The organism is Streptomyces triticisoli, from assembly GCF_003270085.1.
Taxonomy (GTDB): Bacteria; Actinomycetota; Actinomycetes; order Streptomycetales; family Streptomycetaceae; genus Streptomyces; species Streptomyces triticisoli.
In genome coordinates, this window is sequence record NZ_QFDQ01000072.1 from 1 (window position 1) to 21,460 (window position 21,460).

General features: G+C 71.4%; 22 protein-coding genes and 1 tRNA gene. 8 read left to right on the forward strand and 15 right to left on the reverse strand.

Translation table 11 applies throughout. The features are described 5' to 3' along the window. A partial coding sequence (locus tag DEP02_RS12875) for a YsnF/AvaK domain-containing protein (protein ID WP_117434522.1) occupies positions 1-537 on the forward strand: 537 nt, incomplete at its 5' end. Positions 538-1,026: 489 nt separating this feature from the next. Then, positions 1,027-2,409 carry an NAD(P)/FAD-dependent oxidoreductase gene (locus DEP02_RS12880; RefSeq protein WP_112467458.1) on the forward strand — a complete coding sequence of 461 codons (1,383 nt, stop codon included), beginning with the start codon at positions 1,027-1,029 and terminating at the stop codon, positions 2,407-2,409. Between the two features lie 114 nt (positions 2,410-2,523). Here DEP02_RS12880 and DEP02_RS12885 read toward each other — a convergent pair whose 3' ends face one another. Then, complete coding sequence (locus DEP02_RS12885; protein WP_112467459.1) at positions 2,524-2,964, reverse strand: GNAT family N-acetyltransferase; 441 nt, start codon at positions 2,962-2,964, stop codon at positions 2,524-2,526. A 186-nt stretch (positions 2,965-3,150) separates the two neighbouring features. Between DEP02_RS12885 and DEP02_RS12890 the strand changes: the two genes are divergently transcribed. Next, entirely contained in the window at positions 3,151-4,461 is a 1,311-nt protein-coding gene (locus tag DEP02_RS12890; RefSeq protein WP_112467502.1) for an SAM-dependent methyltransferase, read from the forward strand. 62 nt (positions 4,462-4,523) lie between these two features. Here DEP02_RS12890 and DEP02_RS12895 read toward each other — a convergent pair whose 3' ends face one another. Both DEP02_RS12895 and DEP02_RS12900 read right to left on the reverse strand, forming a co-directional pair. Further along, positions 4,524-7,052 (reverse strand): ABC transporter permease, encoded by a 2,529-nt coding sequence (locus DEP02_RS12895; RefSeq protein WP_112467460.1) that lies wholly within the window; start codon positions 7,050-7,052, stop codon positions 4,524-4,526. Between the two features lie 47 nt (positions 7,053-7,099). Further along, positions 7,100-7,924 (reverse strand): ABC transporter ATP-binding protein, encoded by an 825-nt coding sequence (locus tag DEP02_RS12900; RefSeq protein WP_112467461.1) that lies wholly within the window; start codon positions 7,922-7,924, stop codon positions 7,100-7,102. 403 nt (positions 7,925-8,327) lie between these two features. On the opposite strand from DEP02_RS12900, the gene DEP02_RS12905 reads away from it, so the two are divergent. Continuing rightward, positions 8,328-8,414: transfer RNA gene (locus tag DEP02_RS12905), tRNA-Leu, on the forward strand. Positions 8,415-8,485: 71 nt separating this feature from the next. Here DEP02_RS12905 and DEP02_RS12910 read toward each other — a convergent pair. From DEP02_RS12910 to DEP02_RS12945, 8 genes are all read right to left on the reverse strand, one after another. Beyond that, positions 8,486-10,327: a complex I subunit 5 family protein gene (locus DEP02_RS12910; RefSeq protein WP_112467462.1), complete on the reverse strand. Its 1,842-nt coding sequence runs from the start codon at positions 10,325-10,327 to the stop codon at positions 8,486-8,488. 1 nt (position 10,328) lies between these two features. Continuing rightward, complete coding sequence (locus DEP02_RS12915; protein ID WP_198668416.1) at positions 10,329-10,673, reverse strand: sodium:proton antiporter; 345 nt, start codon at positions 10,671-10,673, stop codon at positions 10,329-10,331. Then, positions 10,673-11,416: an MnhB domain-containing protein gene (locus DEP02_RS12920; protein WP_112467463.1), complete on the reverse strand. Its 744-nt coding sequence runs from the start codon at positions 11,414-11,416 to the stop codon at positions 10,673-10,675. Before DEP02_RS12920 ends, DEP02_RS12915 begins: the two co-directional genes overlap by 1 nt. After that, a complete protein-coding gene (locus DEP02_RS12925) occupies positions 11,413-11,655 on the reverse strand; it encodes a Na(+)/H(+) antiporter subunit B (protein WP_112467464.1) in 243 nt (80 codons plus the stop codon). Before DEP02_RS12925 ends, DEP02_RS12920 begins: the two co-directional genes overlap by 4 nt. Continuing rightward, positions 11,652-11,981 carry a monovalent cation/H(+) antiporter subunit G gene (locus DEP02_RS12930; RefSeq protein WP_112467465.1) on the reverse strand — a complete coding sequence of 110 codons (330 nt, stop codon included), beginning with the start codon at positions 11,979-11,981 and terminating at the stop codon, positions 11,652-11,654. Before DEP02_RS12930 ends, DEP02_RS12925 begins: the two co-directional genes overlap by 4 nt. Next, the gene (locus tag DEP02_RS12935) at positions 11,978-12,232 is read right to left on the reverse strand and encodes a monovalent cation/H+ antiporter complex subunit F (RefSeq protein ID WP_112467466.1); all 255 of its coding nucleotides are present in this window, start codon (positions 12,230-12,232) and stop codon (positions 11,978-11,980) included. The genes DEP02_RS12930 and DEP02_RS12935 overlap by 4 nt, the downstream gene beginning before the upstream one ends. After that, the gene (locus tag DEP02_RS12940) at positions 12,229-12,717 is read right to left on the reverse strand and encodes a hypothetical protein (RefSeq protein ID WP_112467467.1); all 489 of its coding nucleotides are present in this window, start codon (positions 12,715-12,717) and stop codon (positions 12,229-12,231) included. The genes DEP02_RS12935 and DEP02_RS12940 overlap by 4 nt, the downstream gene beginning before the upstream one ends. Before the next feature lie 215 nt (positions 12,718-12,932). After that, positions 12,933-13,865, reverse strand: coding sequence for a hypothetical protein (locus DEP02_RS12945; protein ID WP_112467468.1), 933 nt, complete (start codon positions 13,863-13,865; stop codon positions 12,933-12,935). Between the two features lie 385 nt (positions 13,866-14,250). Between DEP02_RS12945 and DEP02_RS12950 the strand changes: the two genes are divergently transcribed. Both DEP02_RS12950 and DEP02_RS12955 read left to right on the forward strand, forming a co-directional pair. Further along, positions 14,251-15,426 carry a 4-hydroxybenzoate 3-monooxygenase gene (locus DEP02_RS12950; protein WP_112467469.1) on the forward strand — a complete coding sequence of 392 codons (1,176 nt, stop codon included), beginning with the start codon at positions 14,251-14,253 and terminating at the stop codon, positions 15,424-15,426. 227 nt (positions 15,427-15,653) lie between these two features. Then, a complete protein-coding gene (locus DEP02_RS12955) occupies positions 15,654-16,562 on the forward strand; it encodes a Bax inhibitor-1/YccA family protein (protein ID WP_112467470.1) in 909 nt (302 codons plus the stop codon). Between the two features lie 103 nt (positions 16,563-16,665). Here the strand turns inward: DEP02_RS12955 and DEP02_RS12960 are convergent, their stop codons facing one another. Continuing rightward, positions 16,666-16,893 (reverse strand): DUF4287 domain-containing protein, encoded by a 228-nt coding sequence (locus DEP02_RS12960; protein ID WP_111002953.1) that lies wholly within the window; start codon positions 16,891-16,893, stop codon positions 16,666-16,668. A 101-nt stretch (positions 16,894-16,994) separates the two neighbouring features. On the opposite strand from DEP02_RS12960, the gene DEP02_RS12965 reads away from it, so the two are divergent. Beyond that, positions 16,995-17,306, forward strand: coding sequence for a hypothetical protein (locus DEP02_RS12965; RefSeq protein WP_112467471.1), 312 nt, complete (start codon positions 16,995-16,997; stop codon positions 17,304-17,306). A gap of 58 nt (positions 17,307-17,364) precedes the next feature. Here DEP02_RS12965 and DEP02_RS12970 read toward each other — a convergent pair whose 3' ends face one another. From DEP02_RS12970 to DEP02_RS12980, 3 genes are all read right to left on the reverse strand, one after another. Further along, on the reverse strand, positions 17,365-18,162 hold the full coding sequence (locus tag DEP02_RS12970; protein WP_112467472.1) for a hypothetical protein: 798 nt from the start codon (positions 18,160-18,162) through the stop codon (positions 17,365-17,367). Between the two features lie 306 nt (positions 18,163-18,468). Next, complete coding sequence (locus DEP02_RS12975; protein WP_112467473.1) at positions 18,469-19,689, reverse strand: acetyl-CoA C-acetyltransferase; 1,221 nt, start codon at positions 19,687-19,689, stop codon at positions 18,469-18,471. A 222-nt stretch (positions 19,690-19,911) separates the two neighbouring features. After that, a complete protein-coding gene (locus DEP02_RS12980; protein ID WP_112467474.1) occupies positions 19,912-20,754 on the reverse strand; it encodes a MurR/RpiR family transcriptional regulator in 843 nt (280 codons plus the stop codon). 232 nt (positions 20,755-20,986) lie between these two features. Between DEP02_RS12980 and DEP02_RS12985 the strand changes: the two genes are divergently transcribed. Then, positions 20,987-21,415, forward strand: a complete 429-nt coding sequence (locus DEP02_RS12985) for a hypothetical protein (protein ID WP_198668420.1) — start codon at positions 20,987-20,989, stop codon at positions 21,413-21,415. The last annotated feature ends 45 nt before the right edge of the window (positions 21,416-21,460 follow it).

A 21,460-nucleotide genomic window follows, 5' to 3' on the forward strand; every position in this document is an offset into this window, starting at 1 on the left:
GGCACGGCGGCCGGAGCGGCCGGAGGCGCGGCGGCGGGTACGGCGGCCGGAGCGGCCGCACGCTCGCGCGCCGGAGAGCGGGCCCGTGCGGGCGACCGGTCCCGCACCGAGGACGACGCCATGACGCGCTCCGAGGAGCGCATGCACGTCGGCGTCGAGCGCCGCGAGGCGGGCCGGGCGCGGCTGCGCAAGTACGTCGTCACCGAGGATGTCGAGCAGACCGTGCCGGTGCGCCACGAGGAGGTGCGCGTCGAGCGGGAGCCGATCACGGACGCCAACCGTGACGCCGCCCTGTCCGGCCCCGAGATCTCCGAGGCCGAGCACGAGGTGACCCTGCACGAGGAGCGCCCGGTGGTGGAGACCGAGACCGTTCCCGTCGAACGCGTCCGGCTGACCACCGAGGAGCGGACCGAACAGGAGACGGTGCGGGGCAAGGTCCGCAAGGAGCGGATCGAGGGTGAGGCCGAGGGGGTCGACGAGATCGAAGACAGGGGCCGGGGCGAGGGTCGGGGCGAGGGCCGGGGCCGTCGCCGGTAGGTCCGCGAACCACGCTGCGCGAGGGTGTCGGCGGAGGCCGTCGGCACCCCGCGCGGGCAGTTTTTGCTACCGTCCGGTAACATCTCTGAGCAGGAAAAACGAACGCATGAGCGGCTCCGCGGCCGGGTTCTGCGGGTCGTCGGCCGACGTTCTGCCAGAAGGTTCGTGAAGTTCTTCACAAGGAAACCGGCCCGGTCTGAGGGCAAAACGGCCTCCGTAGGCCCATTCGGGGGCTCAGCGGGCGCGAAACGGTGCTCGGGGAGGCGCCGGGCAGGGGTTCCGCAAGGGCCGTTCGGCCCCTCCTCGCGGGCCCTCCGGCAGGGCAGAGGAGCAGCTCACACGGTTTTGACAACGGGCCGAACCGGACGGCGCCCGCCGTCCGGTGACGGGGCCTGCGCAAAGCGGGGCGCGAACTATAACACAGGCCCCGCCCAAGCTTGTGAAGGGGCGCACGAGCCCCCCACCTGGAGTGGGGGGATACTCGATGCCATGAGCACCACGGAGCGTCCCAGGATCCTCGTAGTAGGCGGTGGGTACGTAGGCCTGTACGCAGCTCGGCGCATCCTGAAGAAGATGCGCTACGGAGAGGCGACCGTCACGGTCGTCGACCCCCGGTCGTACATGACCTACCAGCCCTTCCTCCCCGAAGCCGCCGCCGGCAACATCTCCCCCCGGCACGTCGTCGTCCCGCTGCGGCGCGTACTGCCCAAGGCGGAGGTCCTCACCGGCCGGGTCACCGACATCGACCAGGACCGCAAGGTCGCCACGGTCGCCCCGCTGGTCGGCGAGTCCTACGAACTTCCCTTCGACTACCTGGTCATCGCGATGGGCGCGGTCTCCCGGACCTTCCCGATCCCCGGACTCGCCGAGCAGGGCATCGGCATGAAGGGCATCGAGGAGGCCATCGGCCTGCGCAACCACGTCCTGGAGCAGCTCGACAAGGCCGACTCCACCACGGACGAGGAGATCCGCCGCAAGGCGCTCACCTTCGTCTTCGTCGGCGGTGGCTTCGCCGGCGCCGAGACCATCGGCGAGGTTGAGGACATGGCCCGGGACGCGGCCAAGTACTACCGGAACGTGTCCCGCGAGGACATGCGCTTCATCCTCGTCGACGCCGCCGACAAGATCCTCCCCGAGGTCGGCCCGAAGCTCGGCCAGTACGGCAAGGAGCACCTGGAGAGCCGCGGTGTGGAGGTCTACCTCTCCACCTCCATGGACTCCTGCGTCGACGGCCACGTGGTGCTGAAGAACGGGCTCGAGGTCGACTCCAACACGATCGTGTGGACCGCCGGCGTCAAGCCGAACCCGGCGCTGGCCCGCTTCGGCCTGCCGCTCGGCCCGCGCGGCCACGTCGACACCCAGCCCACCCTCCAGGTCACCGGCACCGACTACATCTGGGCCGCCGGCGACAACGCCCAGGTGCCCGACCTCGTCGGCCGCAAGGCGGGCAACGAGAACGCCTGGTGCCCGCCGAACGCCCAGCACGCGCTGCGCCAGGCCAAGGTCCTCGGCGACAACGTGGTCTCCGGCATGCGGGGCTTCCCGCAGAAGGAGTACGAGCACGCCAACAAGGGCGCGGTCGCGGGCCTCGGCCTCCACAAGGGCGTGGCGTTGATCGCCATGGGCAAGATGAAGATCAAGCTCAAGGGCCGTCTCGCCTGGTACATGCACCGCACCTACCACGGCATGGCGATGCCGACCTGGAACCGCAAGATCCGCATCTTCGCCGACTGGACCCTCGCCATGTTCCTCAAGCGCGAGGTCGTCTCCCTCGGCGCGATGGAGAACCCCCGCGAGGAGTTCTACGAGGCCGCCAAGCCGGCCCCGGTCGCCGCCGCGGCGAAGACCGAGGAGAAGGCCAAGGCCTCCTGACCCCGGGTCAGCCTCCTGACCTCCGGTCACCGAACCGCCCTGAAGGGGCCGCCCGCCATCCGTGGTGCGGGCGGCCCCTTCGGCGCGTGCGGGGCCGTACGCCCCGGAGCTGCGCTACGCGAGGTAGCGGCGGAAGCCCTCGGCCAGGGGCCGGAAGCCGCACGCCTCGTAGAAGGCGTGGACGTACGCGTCGTCCGCGGCCAGCAGCTGGACCTTGTAGCAGCCGGCCGACTCACCCAGCCGTACGGCCGCCTCCATCAGCCGCCGCCCGACGCCCCGCCGCCGGAAGGAGCCGGCCACCACGACGTTCTCCACGAACAGGATGGCCCGGCCACCGCGGGTGAGGTTCGGCATGACGATGCAGTCCGCGGTTCCGGCCGCCGCGCCCCCGGCGTCGGCGACCAGGACGGTCCGGCCGTGCTGCCCGGACATGGCGGCCCAGACGGCCTCCGCCGAGGCACGGGGCAACGGCACGTCATCGGGGTTAAGTTCGCTGTAGAGGGCCAGCAGCGCCGACAGGTCGGCCCCGGTGGCCGGCCGTACGATGATCTTCATTCGCCGAGCCTACCGAGGTGCCGCCCAGGGCCTCGGGCCGCAGGGCGGAGCCCTCCAGGGGGCGGACGCGCCGCCGCGGCACGTGGTTTGCCCAGTTGTAACCCCATTGCGGGACTGCATTGCGGGCGTCCCGGTGTTTACGTGGTGGATGACATTCCGGCGTTCGTCGTCACGGAGGTGTTCACCATGCCCGACGCCGCGCAGCGGCTCACGAGATTTCTCGAACAGTTGGTGGGGGTCCCGCTCCCGGTGCGGATCCGCGCCTGGGACGGCTCGCAGGCCGGGCCGCCCGGGGCACCGATGCTCGTCGTGCACAACCGCCGCGCCCTGCGACGGCTGCTGTTCAAACCCGGTGAACTGGGCCTGGCCCGCGCCTGGGTGGCCGGGGACCTGACCGTCGAGGGGGACCTCTACACCGCCCTGGACCTGATCGCCGGCCTCATCTGGGAGCGCGGGGAGGACGCCCCCGGGCTCACCCGGGCACTGCGCGATCCCGAGGCGCGGGCCGCCGTGCGCGGACTGGTGCGGCTGGCCGGGCCCCCGCTGCCGCCCGCCCCGCCCCGCGAGGAGGTCCGCCGGCGCCGCGGCCCCGTGCACACCAGGCACAGCGACAGGCGCGCCATCAGCCACCACTACGACGTCGGCAACGACTTCTACGAACTCGTCCTCGGCCCGTCCATGGTGTACTCCTGCGCCTACTGGCCGGCCCCCGAACCCGGCGCCACCCTCGAACAGGCCCAGCGCGACAAGCTCGAGCTCATCGCCCGCAAGCTGGACCTGGAACCCGGCCGGCGCCTCCTCGACGTCGGCTGCGGCTGGGGCTCCATGGTCATCCACGCGGCCCGTGAGCACGGCGTGAGCGCCGTCGGCGTCACCCTGTCCCAGGAACAGGCCGCGTACGCCCGTAAACGCGTCGCCGACGAAGGGCTCACCGACCGGGTGGAGATCCGCGTCCAGGACTACCGGGACGTGGACGACGGACCGTACGACGCCGTCTCCTCCATCGGCATGGCCGAACACGTCGGCGCCGCCCGCTACCTGGAGTACGCGAAGGTCCTGCACACCCTGCTCAGGCCCGGCGGGCGGCTCCTCAACCACCAGATCGGCCGCCGCCCGCAGCGCGACGAGACGGCGTACCAGGTGGACGATTTCATCGACGCCTACGTCTTCCCCGACGGTGAACTCGCCCCCATCGGCACCACCGTCACCCAGCTGGAGCGCGCCGGGTTCGAGGTGCGCGACGTGGAGTCGATCCGTGAGCACTACGCGCTCACCCTGCGCCGCTGGGTCACCAACCTGGAGACGCACTGGGACCGCGCGGTACGGCTCGCCGGCCCCGGCCGCACCCGCGTCTGGCAGCTGTACATGGCGGCCTCGGCCGTCGCCTTCGAGCGCAACCGCATCGGCGTCAACCAGGTCCTGGCCGTGCGGACCCCCGAGTCCGGCGACTCGGGGATGCCGCTGCGGGCCCGTACGTGGGGCGCACCGGCTGTGTGACGGACACGTCGGAGGGTCCCCCGTTCCGCTGAGGAACGGGGGACCCTCCGACGCCGGTGCCGCTACTCCGACTTGATGGCCTGCAGCATGTTCAGGCGGGCCGCGCGCCGGGCCGGCCACAGGGCCGCCAGCACGCCGACCGTCGCCGCCAGCAGCAGGAAGACGGCCAGCCTCCCCCAGGGCAGGACCAGTTCGTACGTCGCCATTCTGGTGCCGAGCAGTTCACCGGCCGCCCAGCCGAAGAACACACCGAGCCCGATGCCGAGGACCCCGCCGAACAGGGAGATCACCAGGGACTCCAGGCGGACCATCCGCTTGACGCCCCTGCGGTCCAGGCCGATCGCGCGGAGCATGCCGATCTCCTGGGAGCGCTCGAACACCGACATCGCCAGGGTGTTGATGACACCGAGGACCGCCACGATCACCGCCATGGCGAGCAGGCCGTAGAGCAGGTTCAGCAGCAGCGTGAACATCTGCGCGATGTTGTTGGAGATGTCCTTCTTGTCCATGATCTGGATGGCCGGGTTGGAGCCGAGGGCCTTGACCAGCTTCTCCTTGGCCGCGTCGGACGCGCCGTCGGCGGTCCTGACCATGACCTGCATGTCGGTGGGGTCCGACTGGTGCGGGGAGAGGGTGGCGTTGTCCAGCATGATCCCGCGGATCATCTCGTTGCCCTCGTAGACCCCGGCGACCGTCAGCTTCTGCTTCCGGCCGTCCTCGTAGGCGACGGTGAAACTCGAACCGGCCTTCCACCGGTGCGACTTGGCGGTCTCGTCGTCCACGACGACCTTCGTCCCGCCGACCGTGAAGGAGCCGTCCTCGACCTTCAAGTCCGTCAGCTCGCCGATCGCGGAGCCGTTGACACCGGTCAGGTACTCGGTCCGGCCCTCGATGCGGGAGGGCGCGTTGCGCAGCGGGCTGGTGGCGGTCACACCCTCGGCGGCGCGCAGCTTCCTGTCGACCTCCGGGGAGAGGAAGTTGCCGTTCGCCATCGACACCACGTAGTCGGCGCGGAGCGCGGACGAGGCCATCTTGTCGATCGCGTGCTGCAGGCTGCCCGCCATCACCGTCATACCGGTGATCAGGGTCAGGCCGATCATCAGTGCGGCCGCGGTGGCCGCCGTACGGCGCGGGTTGCGCACCGCGTTCTGCCGGGCCAGCTTGCCGGCCACACCGAACGTGCGCAGGACCGGGGCCACGGCGGCGATCAGCGGGCGGGACAGCAGCGGCGTCAGGACGAACACACCGATGATCAGCAGCACCGCGCCGAGACCCATGGCGGCCTGGGCGGTGTCCGCGTCCATCGTCCTGGCCGCCAGGACCACCACGACACCGGCCGCCGAGAACAGGGCGCCGACGGTGTTGCGCAGCACCAGCGACCTGGTGGTGGCCTTGGCGTGCACGCTGCTCATCGCCGCCACCGGCGGGATCCTGGCGGCCCGCCGGCCGGGCAGCCACGCGGCCACCATGGTCACCTTGATACCGACCACCAGGGCGGTGACGACCGTGCCGGGCGTGACGAGCAGCGGCCCGTCCGGAACGGTGGCGCCCAGCGACCCCATCAGGGACTTCAGCCCCGCGCCGATGCCGACACCGGCGACCAGACCGGTCACGGCGGCCACCGCGCCCACCACGAACGCCTCGATCAGCACCGACCGGGTGACCTGCCGGCGCGAGGCGCCCACCGCGCGCAGCAGCGCCAGCTCCCTGGTGCGCTGGGCGACCAGCATGGAGAAGGTGTTGGCGATGATGAACGTACCGACGAACAGCGAGATCCCGGCGAAGACCAGCAGGCCCCGCTTCAGTCCGCTCATCGAGTCCGCGATCATCCGCGCCTGGTCGTCGGCGAGCTGCTCGCCGGTGGTCGTCTCGGTCTTCCCCTTCGGCAGCGCCCGGTCCAGCTGCGCCTTCAGCGCCGCCTGGCTGGTGCCCGCCTTCGCCTTCACGTCGATCTCGTCGTACGTGCCCGGCTTGCCGAACAGCTTCTGCGCGGTCGCCGTGTCGAACAGGGCGAGGCTGCCACCGGCGGCGACGTTGCCGTCGTCGGTGGTGAAGACGCCGGTGACGGTGGGCGTCAGGACGGGCCCGTTCACGGAGATGCGTATGGTGTCGCCGACCTCGTAGCCGGCGCGGCGGGCGGTCTCGGAGTCGATGAGGACCTGGCCCTCGCCGCGCGGGGCGGCGCCGGACTGCAGCGGGTACCGGGGGTCCTCGCTGCCCCAGTAGTTGCCGCCCTGGGACTGGAAGCCGCCGCCGATCAGCCTGCCGTCCTTGTCGGCGATCGCGGTGAAGCCCCGCACGACACCGACGGCGGAGGCGGCTCCCGGTACGCGGGCGCTGTCGTCCAGCAGCGCCTGGGTCAGCTCGGCCCGCTTGCCGATCCGGTCGCCCCTGCCCTCCTGGTACGCGGCCTCCACGGCCACGTCGACATGGCCGAAGCCCTTGGCGGAGCTGTTCTGGAACGCGTTCGAGATGGTGTTGGTGAAGACCAGGGTTCCCGACACGAAGGCGACGCCGAGCATCACGGCGAGCACGGTCATGAGGAGCCGGGCCTTGTGCGCGAGTACGTTGCGCAAGGCGGTGCGGAACATGGGTGTGTCTCAGTCCAGGGTGTATGAGGTGGTGTTGGGGAGGGGGATCAGCTGGTGCGGCGCTTGCCGTCGAACTCGGGGGTCCGGGGCCGCGCGGCGGAGCCGCTGGTGTTGCCGCCCCCGGGAAGACGCCGCATGCGGTCCAGAACGGCATCCGCCGTCGGCCCGTACACCTCATCCACGATCCGTCCGTCCGCGAGGAAGACGACACGGTCCGCGTACGCCGCCGCCACCGGGTCGTGGGTCACCATCACCACGGTCCGGCCGAGTTCGCGCACGGAGTTGCGCAGGAAGCCGAGCACCTCGGCGCCGGAGCGCGAGTCGAGGTTTCCGGTGGGTTCGTCGCCGAAGATGATCTCCGGCCTGGAAGCCAGCGCCCGGGCGACGGCGACACGCTGCTGCTGACCGCCGGACAGCTGGGAGGGCCGGTGGCCCAGCCGGTCGGCGAGCCCGACCATGCCGATCACGGAGTCCAGCCACTCCTTGTCCGGCCTGCGGCCGGCGATGTCCATCGGAAGGGTGATGTTCTCCAGGGCCGTGAGCGTGGGCAGCAGGTTGAACGCCTGGAAGATGAAGCCGATCTTGTCCCGGCGCAACGTGGTGAGCTGCCTGTCCTTCAGCGAGCCGAGTTCGGTGTCACCGATGCGCACCGAACCGGAGGAGAAGGTGTCCAGGCCCGCCACGCAGTGCATCAGCGTGGACTTGCCGGATCCGGACGGCCCCATGATCGCCGTGAACTCGGCCTGCGGGAAGTCGACCGAGACCCGGTCGAGCGCGACCACCTGGGTCTCGCCCTGTCCGTAGATCTTCGACAGGTCCCTGGCACGCGCGGCCACGGCGGTGGTCCGGCCGGTGATGGAAGAGGTGGTCACGGGTGGTGCTCCTGACGGGACGACGACGTTCTCGGGGACGTGAACCATCGTCGCGGCGGATCCGGCCCGTGGAGTCAGTCGCAGTTCCGGTTCCGGGGACCGACCCGGGTCGGACCGCGGCCGGGCGCGTCATACCTCGGGATGACGAGCACCCCTGAGACGCGTCCCCTGAACAGGGTGTTCAAAACAGGTGGAGCGCCCTGGTTCCGAACGGTGAAATCCCGTCATTCCGCGTACGCGGCCGACCACTTCCCGCAAGGCTGTTGGCAAGTGCCGATGGGCACCTGGTGGGGCTGATGCTCCCTCAGTTACCCATGAAATAAGACAACATGAGTCGACCCACCCGCTGCCTGGGGAAGGCATCCCGATAGGCTCGGAGCCCCCAGCGCGGACCCCATGGCCTGCCCGGATGGTGGAAAGCAGACACGGCGAGCTTAAACCTCGCTGCCCCCTCGCGGGCGTGCCGGTTCAAGTCCGGCTCCGGGCACCACCCATCACCCACGGTCAGGCCCTGTGAACCGTCAGTACGGCCTCCGCGGCCCGGGTCCTTCCTGTCGCGCGTCAGCGCAGTGTCAGGGTCCAGGCCAGGCCCAGGGCGAGCAGCCCCGTCGTGAACCAGAGGGTGTAGTCGCCGACTTCGCCGTCGTGGAGGGATTTGAGGGCCTTGGCCGGGGGGACGAGGACGCGGCGCAGGCGGCCGGGGCGGCTGCCCGGGGTGCGCAGGGAGACGGCTGCCAGGGCCAGGGCGGCGGCTGTCGCGGCGGCCGCGGTCGTCCAGGCTCCGGGGGTGGGGGTGTAGGAGGCGGAGGGCGGACTCGGGGGAAGGTGGCCGGTGAGGACCTGGTGGGCCGTCTGGCGGGGCTGCTCGAAGGAGTGGGACGCGGTGATGAACTCGGCGGCGACGCCGGGGACGAAGGCGGTGGCGTAGGCGGCTGCCACCAGGGCCAGTGCGGGGATGAGCAGGGCGGTGCGGCCGCGGGCCGCTCCGCCGCCGCCGTGGTCGGGTTCGCCGTCGCCCGGCTCGCCAGGCTCGCCGGGTTTGCCGGGTGCACTCGTCAGGAGCGGGTCGTGGCGCGGGCCCCAGCCGAGGAAGATCCGTGCTCCCGCGCGCAGGAAGGCCGCGGAGGTGACGGCCAGGCAGGCGGCCAGGACGGGGAACGGCCAGCCGGGGCCGGGTGAGTCGTGGATGAGGGCGGCGGACAGGAAGGTCCCGAACGGGGGCAGTGCGGCGAAGCCCAGGGCGCAGCAGAGGAAGATCAGGGCGGGGAGCGCCTCGCGCGGGGTGCGGCCGCGGCCGTGCAGGGCCAGTTCGTCGCCCGATCCGAGGGATCGGACGACGGTGGCGAACGTCAGGAACAGGGCGGCCTTGAGCAGCCCGTCGGTGATGACGAAGAGGGTGGCGCCGGCCAGGCCGCGCGGGGTGAGCAGGGCGATGCCGGCGAGGAAGACGCCGCCGTGGCTGACGGTGAGGAAGGCCAGCTGGCGTTTGAGGTCCGCCTGGAGCAGGCACATCACCGCTCCGATCACCGCGCTGGCCACGCCCAGGGCGAGCAGGCCGTCGCGGACGGCGGCCGAGGCACTGCCGAGGGCGCCGGAGAAGCCGTCCCAGTAGACGCGGGCGAAGGTGTGGTAGGCGAGGTCGCTCATGATGCCGGTGAACAGCGCGCCGACCGGGGCGGGGGCGACCGCGTAGGCGTCGGAGAGCCAGAAGTGGAAGGGCACGGCCCCGGCCTTGACCAGGAGCCCTGTGGTGATCAGGGTGAACGCCACGGTGACCAGGCCGTCCGGCGGCCGGCTGCCCAGGGCCTCGCCGATCTCGGCGAGGTTCAGCGCCCCGGTGCGGCCGTAGACCAGCACGATCCCCAGGAGCAGGGTGAAGGCTCCGGTGGAGTTGACGACGGTGAAGTTGATCGCGCCCTGGACGACGGCGGACTGGTGGATCTGGTAGCCGCACAGCGCGTACGCCGACACGCTCATCAGCTCGAACCACACGAAGATGTTGAACAGGTCGCCGGACAGGGCGAAGCCGGCCATGCCGGCCAGCAGGGCGAGGACCAGCGCGTGGTAGAGGTGCCCGACCTCCTCGAAGTAGCGCCAGGAGAACACCAGGGACGTGGTGGTCAGCAGGCCGGTGAGGGCGACCAGGGACGCCGACAGGGGTTCCACGACGAAGTCGATGCCCAGGGCCGTACCCCCGGCGGGACGCCAGCCGCCGAACCAGTAGACGATCGGGTGGGCGCGCGAGGCGAGCGTCAGCAGCACGCCCAGCGCGGTCACGCCCGCCGCCACCACGATGGCGGTCAGGTCGGGCACCCAGCGCGGCAGGAACTGGGCGAGCGCGGCGAGCAGGGCCGCGGCGACCAGGGGCGCGGCGACGGTCAGCGGGACCAGGTCGGCGGCCATGTCAGCCCCGCATCCCGCGCAGCCGGTCCGGGTCGACGGAGCCCGTCCGGCGGTGCGCCTGCAGGGCCAGCGCGAGGACCAGGGCGAGGACCACGACACTGACGACCACGTCGGTCAGCGTCAGCGCCTGTACGACCGGGTCGACCAGCGGCTTGCCCGGCTGGGCCCCCTGGGTGATGGGCGGCTGACCGTTGTTCAGGTAGCCGACGCAGATCAGGGTGACGTAGGTCGAGGACTGCATCACGGTCAGGCACACCGCCATGTGGATGTAGTTGCGGCTGCTGACGATGCCGTACAGGCCGGCGACGAACAGCACTCCGGCCACCGCGTACGGGTACGGGGCCATCAGTCCTCCGCCGCGCCGGGGAGCGTCTGGACGTACTCCTTGAGGAACTCGTGGAAGACCAGGACCGTCGCCGCGGACACCTCCAGGCCGGTGGCCCAGTTCAGGACGGCGATGGTGCCGCCGGAGGCCAGCGTGCCCGTGCTGCCCAGCGGCAGGACGTTGGCCAGGAAGGCATGGCCCGCGGCCAGCACCGCGAGCCCGAGACCGATGTACGCGGCCGCCCCCAGCCCCTCGGCGGCGTCGACCAGTCCGGTGGGCGTCAGTGCCCGGTGGTCGCGGTAGCCGCCGGCCGCCCAGAGCATCAGCGCGGCGGCCCCGCACACCACCCCGCCCTGGAAGCCGCCGCCCGGGGTGAGGTAGCCGTAGGAGATGGTCCACAGGCCCAGCAGCACCGTGACGGGGATCAGCAGGGAGACCAGGTGGCGCTGCGCGGCGCTGGTCGGCCGGTCCGAGGGCCGCTGTTCCTCTGCCTCGCGGGAGGAGCGCAGCAGCAGGGCGGTGCCCATCACGCAGGTGAACAGGATCAGTTCCTCGCCGAGGGTGTCCAGGGCGCGGTAGTCGAAGACGATCGAGGTGGGCACGTTGGTGACGTGCCGCTGGGCGGTGGCGTGGCGGGCGAGGTAGCGGGCGTAGGGGCCCTGGGTGCTGCCGAAGTCGGGCAGGCCGGCCAGGCCCCACAGCAGGAAGGCGGCGAGCGCGGCCCCCAGCGGCAGGAACAGTAGGGCTCGGGTGCGGGTGTTCATCCACGGTCCTGCGGGCCGACCCGGTGGATGGTCATCAGCAGCACCGCCGGATACGCCACGGTGGAGACGACCGCCATCGAGATGGCCACGTCCGGGGCCTGCAACACGGTGAACAGCAGGACCTGGGACAGCCCGAACAGGCCGTTGAGCATCACCTGGCGCAGCGGGTCGCGGGCGAGCACGACGGCCACCCCGAGCACGGCGACCGCGGTGAGCACGAGCGCGGTCAGCGCGGTCATGTGCCCTCCCCGGCGTCGTCGGCCCGGGTCGCGAGGTCCCGGTGGACCAGGCGCCGGGCGGAGCGGGCGGTGGCGTGGGTGAGCGCCGGGCCCAGTGCGGCGAGGAAGGCCAGCGCGGCCAGCGACTGCACCGTCCCCGACAGCTGGGAGAACCCGGTGATCGCCACCGAGGCACCGATCAGGACCGGGCCGACGAGGCTGCCCGCGCCGGAGTAGTGCAGCCGGTCGAAGACGTCGCGCATCCACCACACGCCCACGCAGCAGATCAGCTCGGCCAGGACACCGGCGGCCAGCAGGGCGTATGCGACGGCCGCGGACGCGCTCATGGCAGCCGGTCCAGGAACCGCGCCATGACCATGCCGCTCACCCAGCTCATGACCGCCGTGACGAGCGCGGCCCCGGTGGCCGCCGAGGACTGGTAGCCCACCGCCAGGCAGACCAGGGCCAGCGTGGTGACCGCCCCGCCGAGTTCCACCGCGACCAGGCCGTCGATGGGCCTCGCCCCCCTGCACACCGCCGCGAGCGGTCCCAGACCGCAGATCAGGGCGAACGCGGCCCACAGGTAGGCGGTCCTCACAGCGGCTCCTCCGAGGCGCGCATCGGCCGCAGGTCGTGCAGCAGCGCCTGCCCGGTCGCGCGGTCGATGTCGATCACGTAGGCGTTGGGCGAGTACGTCGCCGCGAGCGTCAGCCACGCCCGGAGCGCCGCGGCACGGCGGTCGGTGCCGGTGGCCTGCGTCCGGCGGTGTACGAAGCTCCCCACCGAGTCGCGCCGGCCGCGCACGACGCTGCGCGCCAGTACGGCGGTGATCACGCCGAAGTCGACGGCGGCCTGCCACAGGAGCGAGGGGACGGCCCCCAGCCACCGCGCCCGCAGCCCCCACGGCATCAGCCCCCGGGAGGCCACCACCGCGGCCCCCGCACCGGCCAGCAGCGACGCACCGGCGCCCCACAGGGCGGTGAACACGTCCCACTGGCCGGCGAAGAGGAACCAGAGGGGAAACAGCGCGCACGCCCAGCCCAGACCGGTGGCGGCCGTGCGGACCAGCAACCGCCGCTGCACGGGCCGCCTCCTTTCCTCGACACCGCCGAGCAGGAACGAAAGCGGTGATATGCGCCCAAGCCTCGCATCCCGGTCACGGCGGCCGCCGCACCGACACGACTCCGGGACCGGGGGCGGGGCCCTCGCGGGGTGGCCCGGGGAAGGGTGCGGAAGAGGACGCGGCGGTCAGTCCTCGTGGACCGTCCGATCGCCAAGTGCCGCGGCGACGGCGGTGTTCAACGGCGCATCGGCAGCTCCACCAGGCCGGCCAGCTCCGTGTCGGATGCCGGTCTGAGTGTCGACAGGATGTGGCGGGCCGCGGGCAGGTCGGTGGCCCCGGTGCCCTGCACGGTCACGGTGTGGACCAGACCGGTGCGGCGCAGTCGCAGTTCCTGGCGTTCGTAGCCGCCCTGGTAGGTCACCAGCAGGCGGCCGCCGCCGTCGTCCGTGCAGTGGATCGGGTCCCCGAAGGGGACGGGGCAGCCGCGGGAGTCGGCGCGCCGGGTGTCGTGTCCCGCGCGTGCCACGCCGAGGTGCAGGCCCGCTGAGCCGGACCGCTCGTAGGCGGCGCCGAAGCCGTCCTCGCTCGCGCCCACGGACTCCAGGGTGTAACCGGGGGGCGGGTCGCCGACCCGGAGCAGGGCGCGGTCCACGCCGTTGGCGGTGAGCCACTCGTCGAGAGTGGGGGGCTGGGCAGCGGCCCAGGCGGCGTACGCCGCGCCGGCCACGAGGGCGGTCGCCACCCCGAGAGCGGCCGGCTTGGCCCGGGCGCCGGGCAGGAAGAACGCGGCCGCGACCGCGTACCAGATGCCGCCGGCCAGGTAGAGCAGACTGCTGTTCTCCAGGAGGTGGTGGTCGGCCTGCACGTCCGTCACGATGGTCCCGAGTGCGCCGGCCGTGCCGAGTCCGTACACACCCGACGCCCATCGCCACAGGCCGCGTGCCTGCCGGGTGACCGGCATGATCGGGTGGGCCATGGCACCGAGGCCTGCGAACGCGGCCACCGCCAGGGAGATCACGAGGGCGAGGACGACGGCGACGATCGCCGTGTTGTCGGTGAAGAGGGCGATCATCACCGCGTAGAACTGGAGACCGGTCAGGACGGAGCCGATGAACCACACGGCTGCCAGGTGGGCGATGACGAGCCCCGCCTCGTTCTTCGGTGTCATTCTCATGTTCACGCCAGATCGGCGCATGCGGTTCCTTGATCGAACCGCGGCGTGTGCGGTCAGCCCTCGTCGGTGAGCACCTCGGGCAGTTCGCCGGACAGCGGGACCATCGCGTCTCCGGCGGGATTCCGGACCACGGCCGTGGTCGGCCCGCCATGCACGAACAACACATGTCCCCCTGGGGGCCCGGGCCGTGCGGCTTTCGGGTTTCGGGCAGGGAGAGACCAGCGGCAGATCCCGGCGGAGCCCGCGGGGACACCATTGACATCGGGTGAGTCCGGACGGAAACTCAGGGGACACTTGAGTGAAGATTTTTTCACCAGGCGAACGAGCGGGCGACCCGACCCGCCTCCAGGCAACGACGCCAACCCGAAGGGAACGACCGATGCGTACCACCGTCGGCATCATCGGAGCCGGACCGGCCGGCCTGCTCCTCGCCCGGCTGCTCCACAACGCCGGGATCGACTCGGTCGTCCTGGAGAGCCGCGACCGCGCCTACGTCGAGCACCGCCAGCGGGCCGGAATCCTGGAGCAGGGCACCGTCGACGTGCTGCGCGCCGCCGGGGCCGGGAAGCGGATGGACCGTGAGGGGCTGCCGCACGACGGGATCGAACTGCGCTTCGACCGGCGCCGGCACCGCGTCGACTTCCCCGCGCTCACCGGCGGGCGGTCCGTGATGGTCTACGCCCAGACCGAGGTGTGCAAGGACCTCATCGCCCTGCAGCTCAAGGAGGGCGGCCCGCTGCTGTTCGAGGCGGAGGCGCTGGCCGTGGAGGGGGCCGAGACCGACCGTCCCACCATCCGGTTCCGCCACGAGGGGCGCGAGGACGTCCTCGAGTGCGACTACGTCGTCGGGTGCGACGGCTTCTGGGGCGTGGCACGCAAGGCGATCCCCGCCTCGGTCTCCCAGACGTTCGAGCGGACGTACCCCTTCGGCTGGCTCGGCATCCTCGCCGACGTGCCCCCCTCGCACGACGAGCTGATCTACGCCCGCCACGACCGCGGGTTCGCCCTGCTGTCCATGCGCTCCCCGTCCGTCTCCCGCCTCTATCTCCAGGTGCCGGTGGACACCGACGCCGAGTCGTGGAGCGACGAGCGGATCTGGGACGAGCTCGAGCGGCGGTTCGAGACGGACGACGACTGGACCCTGCAGCGCGGGCCGATCACCCAGAAGTCGGTGACCCCCATGCGCTCCTACGTCCACGAGCCCATGCGCCACGGCCGGCTGTTCCTCGCCGGGGACGCCGCCCACATCGTGCCGCCGACCGGGGCCAAGGGGCTGAACCTCGCCGTCGGGGACGTCGTCACCTTCGTACGGGCACTGGTGCACCGGAGGGAGACCGGGTCCGCGGAGCTCCTCGACGCCTACTCGGCGAACTGCCTGCGGCGCGTCTGGCAGGCCGAGCGGTTCAGCTACGACATGACGGCGATGCTGCACCGGGACCCCGACGCCACCCCGTTCGACCGGCGCGTGCAGCTGGCCCGCCTGGACCGGATCAGCTCCTGCCGGGCGGCCGAGACCGACCTCGCCCTGGGCTACACCGGGTTCCCGCTCGACTGACGGAAGGTGACCGGCGGGGCCGTACGGGCGCCCGGTGGTCTCCGGCCGGTTCCGGACGGGTCCCGGCTTGGTGAGGAATGACACCGTCCGCTGACGGGAATCACCTGGTCGCGTAGCGTGTTCGGCAGCATGAGGAGGGAAAGATCCCTCCGAGGTACTAGGACCTGTCCTTTGCCTTTCCATTACTCTTGGGCCAAGGCCGCGCCGTGCGGCCATGGAGGAGTGAGATGAGGAGCAGAAACCCGGTCTTCTCGCGACGGGGGTTCAGCCGCGACAGCGGCTACGCGGGCTTCAACACCGCGCCGCAGGCCGGGGGACCCGCTCTCGGCACGCAGGGCAATCCGTACGCGCAGGGCGCTCCGTACGCCCAGCCGAGTGGCAACCCCTACGCGCAGAACCCCTACGCTCAGCAGGACCTGCAGTACGGCGCGCCCCAGGCCCCGGCCACCACCGGCCGGATGACGATGGACGACGTCGTCCTGCGCACGGCGTCCACGCTCGGCACACTGGTCGTGACGGCCGCGCTCGCCTGGGCGCTGCTGCCGGTCGACGCCGCCAACATCGGCCGTTCCTACGGCATCGGGATCGGCGCCGCGCTGCTCGGCATGGTGCTGGCCCTGGTGCAGTCCTTCAAGCGCAAGGCCTCGCCCGCGCTGATCCTGACCTACGCCGCCGTCGAGGGCGTGTTCCTCGGCGTCATCTCCAGCATCGTCGACACCCACATCGCCAGCGGCGCGGCCATGCAGGCCGTGCTCGGCACGATGGCGGTCTTCGTCGGCGTCCTGCTGGCGTACAAGGCGGGCTGGATCCGCGTCAACCGCCGGTTCTACGGCTTCGTGATGGCGGCGGCGCTCGGCTTCGTGATGCTGATGATGGTGAACATGCTGTTCGCCGTGTTCGGCGGCGGTGACGGCCTCGGCTTCCGCAGCGGTCCGCTCGGCGTCTTCTTCGGTGTCGTCGGCATCATCCTCGGTGCCTGCTTCCTCGCCCTGGACTTCAAGCAGGTCGAGGACGGCATCGCCTACGGCGCGCCGCGTGAGGAGGCCTGGCTCGCGGCCTTCGGTCTCACGCTGACGCTGGTGTGGATCTACATGGAGTTCCTGCGGATCATCGCGATCCTCAACCAGAGCGACTGAGCGACTGGTCCACCAGCGACACGCCGAGAGACATTCGAGTGAACAACCGAGCGAAAGGGCCCCGGGTCTTCCCGGGGCCCTTCGTCGTGGAGAGGGGGCGCGCCTAGAGCAGTTTGCGCGCGGCCCTCCTCAGGTCGTACTCGTGGATGAGTGCCTTGGCGTGGCCGTACGCGAGGTTGTGTTCGTGGCGGAGCCAGCTGACCTTCTCCTCGAAGCGGAGCGCGGGGCCTTCTTCGACGGTGCGCAGCCAGTCGGAGATCTCACGACCGGTGCAGTGGGGGATGCGGGCGAGCAGATTGCGGTGGGTCTCTTCGGAGAAGACTTGGGACATCGGCGCCTCCGGACGCGTTCGATGAAGCCGGTCCTTCACGTCACCGTGCCTGAGGGTTCGCGTGTTGGCAACAGTCCTGGGGCGACGCGTAGTCTCGCGGCGTGGTGGACACGACTTCTCTGACCCGGGCAGTGGATCACTTCGCCGACCGCCTCCGGGCGGCGCCGCAGAGCCGGTTGCAGCGGGCCGGCGCCGCCGAGGCACTGGCGCTGGCCAGGGAGTTCGCCCGGCGGGCCCAGCTCGCCGAGTGCCCCGGGGCCGAGCCGCGGGAGATGCCGGACGCGGGGATGTTCGCGGCCGCGGACCAGGTCACCGTCGCCGGACACGACCTGGCGCTCGTACTGAAAACCGAGGACGAGGTGTCGGAGGCCGTACGCCTGGTGCAGGAGGCGCAGCGGCGGGCGGGGGTCTGACCTCAGTCACAGGTCCCGGTCACAGGTCCCGGTCACAGGTCCCGGTCACGGAGCCCGGCTACAGAGAGGCGATGACGCGGTCCGCCAGGATGTACACGTTCTCCTCGCCGCAGGCGAAAGTGAGCGTGTAGGCGCCGGAGACGCCCGAACCGCCCAGCAGGACCGGGGACTCGCCCGCGCGCAGGGCGGCGGCCAGGCGCTCGGCGGTCTCCTGGTGGCCCGGGGTCATGCACAGGGTCGTACCGTCGGCGAAGACGTAGACGTCGAGGGTGCCCAGCGGGCCCGGGCGGACGTCGGTCAGCCCCACGCGGGTCCGGGCCAGCTCCTCCAGCGTGACCGCCGTGCGCTCGTGGTCGCCCACGGCCGGGGAGGGGTGGGGCGTGAAGTCGGGGTGCGAGGGGTGCCGGCGGCGGGCGGCGGCCAGCTCCGGGGACTCGCCGGAGGCGGCCTGCTCGTCGGCCTCCACGCCGGTCTCGGTCACCGGCTCCAGATGGTCGAGACCCGAGAGGTCGACCTGCCGGGGCAGGAACAGCTCGCTGTCGGGCAGCCCGAGCAGGGAGGGCGCGTCGGCGGCGTCCCTGGCCTCCTGCGCGGCCCAGAACGCCCGTGCCTCGGCCAGCTCCCGCTCCCGCTCCTCGGCGAGCGCCTGGACCACGGCGGCACGTATCTGCTCCGCGTCCGTGTGGCCGCGGGCGGCGGGCAGCAGGGCGCGCGCGGTGGCGGCGTGGTTCTCCGCCAACTGCTTCTGCAGAGCCGTGACCTGGCGCCGCAGGGCGAAAAGGGTGCGCAGGACGGCGACGCCCACGGCGCCGGTGGCGGCCGTGGTGAGCAGCAGGGCGATCGGCATGGCGCTCACTGACGTACTCCCGGGTTCAAGGTCGATCCCCGACTTCCTACATCAGCTTGAAGGGCGGACTATCCAGTTGTCAGTGCGTAACGTCACGAAACGGACGGGGAAGCCGCCTGTAGGTTTCCTGGGGAAACGCGCTGACCTGCGAAGATCCCTCTGCCGAGGGAGAAAGGTCACATCCTGAAGGAGATTGGATCACAGAACGGCCCGGATTCCAGGCGTTTCCTGGAATCCGGGCCGTTCGGTCACAGCGAGTGGTAAGGCGGACACCGACGGTCCTTCAAGCGGCCGTGTGTCCCGCCGTGCGGAGCGTCAGCTGAGGCGCTCGATGATCATCGCCATGCCCTGGCCGCCGCCGACGCACATCGTCTCCAGACCGAACTGCTTGTCGTGGAACTGCAGGGAGTTGATCAGCGTGCCGGTGATGCGCGCGCCGGTCATGCCGAAGGGGTGCCCGACGGCGATCGCGCCGCCGTTGACGTTCAGCTTCTCCAGCGGGATGCCCAGGTCGCGGTAGGAGGGGATCACCTGGGCGGCGAAGGCCTCGTTGATCTCGACCAGGTCGATGTCGTCGATGGTCAGCCCGGCCCGCCGCAGGGCCTGCTTGCTGGCCTCGACCGGGCCGAGACCCATGATCTCCGGGGACAGGCCGGAGACGCCGGTGGAGACGATCCGGGCGAGCGGGGTCAGGCCCAGCTCCCGGGCCTTGGTGTCGGACATGATGACGAGCGCGGCGGCGCCGTCGTTGAGCGGGCAGCAGTTGCCGGCGGTGACCAGCCCGTCGGGGCGGAAGACCGGCTTGAGACCGGCCACGCCCTCCAAGGTCACGCCCGGGCGCGGCCCGTCGTCCTTGCTGATGACGGTCCCGTCGGGCAGCGTCACCGGGGTGATCTCCCGCTCCCAGAAGCCGTTCTTGATGGCCTCCTCGGCGAGGTTCTGCGAGCGGACGCCGAACTCGTCCATCTCCTGGCGGGTGACGCCCTTCCATCGGGCGAGGTTCTCCGCGGTCTGGCCCATCGCGATGTAGGCGTCGGGGATCAGGCCGTCCTCGCGCGGGTCGTGCCAGGTGGTGCCCTCCTGCTCGGCCCTGGCCGCGGTGCGGGCCTCCGCCTCGGCGAACAGCGGGTTGTGCGTGTCCGGCAGGCTGTCGGAGTTGCCCTTGGTGAACCGGGAGACCATCTCCACACCGGCCGAGACGAACACGTCGCCCTCGCCGGCCTTGATGGCGTGCAGGGCCATGCGGGAGGTCTGGAGGGAGGAGGAGCAGTAGCGGGTGATCGTGCAGCCGGGCAGGTGGTCCATGCCCATCTGTACGGCGACGATCCGGCCGAGGTTGTTGCCCTGCTCGCCGCCGGGCAGGCCGCAGCCGAGCATCAGGTCGTCGATGTCCTTCGGGTCCAGCTCGGGGACCTTCGCGAGAGCGGCCTGGACGATCGTGGCGGTGAGGTCGTCGGGGCGCAGGTCCTTGAGGGAGCCCTTGAAAGCGCGGCCGATGGGGGAGCGGGCGGTCGAGACGATGACGGCTTCGGGCATCACGGCTCCATATCAGTGGGGCGGCGCGTAGCGCCTCGTTGGGGGGTGGTGGCCGGGTGACGGGTGGGCGTATGGACGAGGGGCGACTGCTTGGAAATTACCCGTCCGTATGGTGAAGGTCACGGGAAGTGCGGTGTGACTCTGACCGCAGTTTTCTAAGCGCTTGCTTTTCTTGTTCCCCCGCCCTTGTTCAGTCCTCGCCCCCGGACCTCAAAAGCGGCGTCATTCCACGAACAACCCCCGCGCCGCCGCCTTCCCGTCGAACTCCTCCAGCCGTGCCTGAGCATCGGGCAGGTCGTCGCACATGGCCTCCAGGAGCACCCGGCCCAGCAGCATCGGCGCGCACGCGGTGTCGAAGGCGAGCCCGGTGCCGACCGCCGCGGGCAGCAGCAGGTCGGAGTACTTGGCGACCGGTGCGAAGGCCGAGTCCGCGACCGTGACGACGGTCAGCCCCGCGTCCTTGGCGTAGGCGAGGGTGTCCACGACCTCGCGCGGATGGCGCGGCAGCGCGAAGCACAGCAGCGCCGAGGCGCCGGCCCGTACGGCCCCGTCGATACGGTCCTGGATCATCGTGCCGCCCTCGTCGAGCAGCCGTACGTCGGGGTGGACCTTGCCCGCGAAGTACGCGAAGCCGTAGGCCTGGGCGGCCGCGGCCCGCAGGCCCAGGACGGGCAGCGGGCGGGAAGCGGCGAGGACACGGCCCGCCTGATGCACCGGCCGCGGATCGGCCAGCGCCTCCGCCAGGTGCCGCAGGTTCTCGATCTCGGCCTCGACCGCCTGCTGGTACTCGTTGTACGGGGCCGGCCGGTCCACGGGTTCGGCGGGCGCGACCTCGCGCAGATGACGGCGCAGCGCCGGGTAGCCGTCGAAGCCGAGCGCGACCGCGAAGCGGGTCACCGACGGCTGGCTGACCCCGGCCAGCTCGGCCAGTTCGACACTGGACAGGAACGGCACGTCGGCGGCCCGCCGCACCATGCTGTGCGCGATGCGCCGCTGGGTCGGCGTGAGCCGGTGTCCCTCGAAGAGCGCCTGCAGCCGTGCGGCAGGGCTGTCGGTCCCGCTCATGGCCTGCTTCCCCTCCAGAAGTAGTCGACGCCCCGGGAGGCTACCTTCCCGACCAGTTCCTATTCAGACACCAAGAACTCTGCATGAGGTCATGCAGCCACGGCAAGGGACCGGCCACGCCTCACCGAACGGTCACCCGGCGACGCCGACGGCGGCCTGTCCCCGTCGAACAGGGGGGCTACCCCCAGTGCGGCGGACCCCCCGGCTGCCTAGCCTGGTCCGCATGACCGGAATGGACGCGCGGGACGCCGATCTGAAGAAGGAACTCAACGCCTCCCTGCAGGCCCGCAGGGAGCTGGGCGAGGAGTACGAGTCGGCGCTGGTCGACTCGTTCCTGGAGAAGGTCGACCAGCGCATCGACGGCGCCGTCGAACGCCGGGTGCGTCGGCAGCTCGCCGAGCAGCAGATGACGTCGGCCCGGGACTCCCGCTCGCCGAAGGCCACCGACTCCTGGGGCGAGCGCTTCGGCTTCGGCATCGTCTCCCTGGTCCTGGCCGTCCCGCTGTCCGCGATCGGCGGCGGCATCAGCAAACTGCCCGGCCTCATCGTCGTCTGGCTCGGCATCGTCGGGGTCAACGCCGTTCAGGCCGCCCGCACCAACCCCGGTCTGTTCACGGGCCGTCGCCGGGGCTCCGCCAAGGACGACGCCTGGGAGGACTGAGCGGCAGCTATGTGCGGGGACCGCCGTACCCCGCTGTGTCCGTCA